General features: G+C 66.2%; 3 protein-coding genes and 1 pseudogene. All 4 read left to right on the top strand.

Annotated features, from left to right (window positions below; all coding sequences use genetic code 11):
- The first annotated feature begins 104 nt into the window (after nucleotides 1-104).
- Nucleotides 105-950, top strand: a complete 846-nt coding sequence (locus ACRDUX_RS29060; protein WP_526419004.1) for a PhzF family protein — start codon at nucleotides 105-107, stop codon at nucleotides 948-950.
- 62 nt (nucleotides 951-1,012) lie between these two features.
- Complete coding sequence (locus tag ACRDUX_RS29065; RefSeq protein WP_526419008.1) at nucleotides 1,013-1,636, top strand: ComF family protein; 624 nt, start codon at nucleotides 1,013-1,015, stop codon at nucleotides 1,634-1,636.
- Nucleotides 1,637-1,976: 340 nt separating this feature from the next.
- A complete protein-coding gene (gene hpf / locus ACRDUX_RS29070; protein ID WP_526419006.1) occupies nucleotides 1,977-2,609 on the top strand; it encodes a ribosome hibernation-promoting factor, HPF/YfiA family in 633 nt (210 codons plus the stop codon).
- Nucleotides 2,610-2,736: 127 nt separating this feature from the next.
- Nucleotides 2,737-3,014: pseudogene (locus tag ACRDUX_RS29075) on the top strand (preprotein translocase subunit SecA); the annotation flags it as partial.

Genomic DNA, 3,014 nt, shown 5'->3' on the forward strand with positions numbered 1-3,014 from the left:
CTGTAAGACACACGACAAGGCGCGGGACTGGAACGGTCGACATGTCCGATCGGGCGCTCAGAGTCCTTGGCGGCCGGGACATTCTGGTGTGACATGCTCGCGATGTGCTCACCTTCAGCCAGGTCGACGTCTTCACCAGCAGCTTTCTCTACGGGAATCCGGTAGCTGTCGTCCACGACGCCGATTCCGTCAGCGACGAGGAAATGGCGGCGTTCGCCCGTTGGACCAACCTGAGTGAGACGACGTTCCTCGTGGCGCCGACCGTGCCGGAGGCCGACTATCGGCTGCGGATATTCACGACGCGTCGAGAGCTCCCGTTCGCGGGGCACCCGACGCTCGGTTCGGCGCGTGCCTGGCTGGAGAACGGCGGGCAACCGCACTCGACTGACGTGCTCGTCCAGGAATGTGGGGCCGGCCTGGTCCGCATGAAGAAGGTGGATTCGCGGTGGGCGTTCGCCGCGCCCCCGCTCATTCGCGGCGGATCGGTCAGTGCAGACGACCTTGCCGAGGTGGCGGCGACGATCGGCATCGACGTCGCCGACGTCGTGGACGCGCAGTGGGCCGACAACGGCCCCGGATGGGTCGCGGTCCTGCTGCCGTCGGCCGAGCACGTTCTGGCTCTCGAGCCGAGGACGAGGCGGCCGGGACGGTTGAGCAACATCGGCGTCGTCGGACCGTGGCCACCGGGATCAGAGACCGCATATGAAGTCCGAGCGTTCATGGCCGTCCAAGCGGGCTCGGAGGATCCCGTCACGGGGAGCCTGAACGCGGCGCTGGGGCAGTGGTTGATTCCTGCCGGGCACGCCCCCGAGTCGTACGTCGCCGCTCAGGGCACGCGGCTCGGACGCCGCGGCAGACTGCACGTCAGTCGAATCGACGGCGACATCTGGGTTGGGGGAGACACCGTCCTCGGAATTCGCGGCGACGTGGCCCTGCCCCATGGCGGCTGACCACGCAGCACCGTGACGAATCGATCCCAGATGTCATAGCAACCCGCGACACTGCGGGAGTGCTGCTCGACCTCGTCCTCCCGCTGGAGTGTGGCGGCTGCGGTGCACCCGGCACCCGGTGGTGCCCGACGTGTGCACGCGCTCTCGCCGTTCGGGTCGACGAGCCGATGGTGATCTCGCCACGTCTCGACCCCGGCGTGCCCGTCTTCTCCCTCGGCCACTACGCAGGCCCCCGCCGCGCGGCGATCGTCGCGATGAAGGAACACGGCCGCACCGATCTGGTCGCGCCGCTGGCAGTGGCCGTCAACGCCGGGCTGACCCGACTCCTGGCGTGGGGCATCGTCGCGGCCCCTCTGAGCGTCGTGCCAGCGCCCACCAGAAGGTCGGCGGCACGCAGGCGCGGCGGCGATCCCGTCACCGCCATGGCCAGAACCGCGGCCATTTCGGAGGTCTGCGTCGTCTCGGCCCTGCGGATGCGTGCCATGACCCGAGACTCCGTCGGACTGTCCCCAGCTCAGCGGGAGCGCAATATCGCCGGCAGGGTCAAGCTCCGCACGCCCGTGCAGGGGGAGGTACTGCTCATCGACGACGTCGTGACGACCGGCGCCACCGCATGTGAGTCCGTCCGTGTCCTGCAAACTGCCGGCGCCCGGGTGACCGCGGTTCTGGCGGTCGCACACGCATGACGTCGCGGGTCGTCGCGAGTGGTGATTACGGGGAGATCAAGCCCAAATGAAGAACTCGAAATAGGTGTGCGGAATTTGTGGCACAGGCGGGTGAACACGGACTACCGTCGGGACCAACCACCCGTGAACGACTCACGGCGGCGTCGACAACCACTGACGCCACATCGCCTAAAGAGCGGTAGGAGGTGAGCACTCGACACCTTGCGCCGCTGGCCGATGACATTCGGGTCCATCCGGCGCGTTCCTGTTAAAAGCTCTGCACGCTGCACGCGTGCGACGACGACGAGGAAACGAGTTGCCAAGTATGTCAATCCAATCCGTAGATAACGATCGCACGGCGATGGTGGTCCAAGAGGACGAGCCGCAAAACGACCCTCGCGCAGAGGTCGTCGTCAAGGGCCGCAACGTCGAGATCCCCGACCACTTCCGCACCTACGTCTCAGAGAAGCTGTCGCGCCTGGAGCGCTTCGATCGCACCATCTACCTGTTCGACGTCGAACTCGACCACGAACGCAACCGCCGTCAGCGCAAGAACTGCCAGCACGTAGAGATCACCGCCCGTGGCAAGGGGCCCGTGGCGCGTGGCGAGGCGTGCGCGGACAGTTTCTACGCCGCGCTTGAGTCAGCCGTCTGCAAACTCGAGAGCCGGCTGCGCCGCAGCAAGGACCGTCGCAAGATTCACTACGGTGACAAGACCCCCGTATCGCTGGCCGAGGCCACCGCGATCAACCCGCCGCCCTTGGTCGTGTCGTCGCAGAACGAAGATGCCAACCAGGCGCCCGAGGACCACGAACCGGGGCGGATCGTGCGCACCAAGGAACACACTGCTGCCCCCATGAAGATCGACGACGCTCTCTACGAGATGGAACTGGTCGGCCACGACTTCTTCCTGTTCCACGACGAGGAAAGCGACAAGCCCACCGTCGTATACCGGCGTCATGCCTACGACTACGGGCTGATCCGGCTGGCGTGATCGGGGTCGCCTAGGCGCCGTGGCCCGACCTGGCGGGGCGCATTAGGCTGGCCGACTCGGCGAGTCACCTACGATGGACCTCGTTTGAAGTATTACGAGTTCGATCGAGCCCACAGGGGAAATTAGCGTGCTGTCGAAGTTGCTCCGTCTCGGTGAAGGCCGCATGGTCAAGCGCCTCAAGAAGGTCGCTGAGTATGTCAACTCCCTGTCCGACGACGTGGAGAAGCTTTCTGACGAGGAACTGCGCGCCAAGACCGACGAGTTCAAGAAGCGCGTCGCCGACGGCGCGGAACTCGACGACCTGCTGCCCGAGGCGTTCGCAGTGGCTCGCGAGGCCGCGTGGCGGGTCCTGAGCCAGCGGCCGTTCGACGTGCAGGTCATGGGCGGCGCCGCGTTGCACTTCGG

Source organism: Mycobacterium sp. (assembly GCF_050701675.1).
GTDB lineage: Bacteria > Actinomycetota > Actinomycetes > Mycobacteriales > Mycobacteriaceae > Mycobacterium.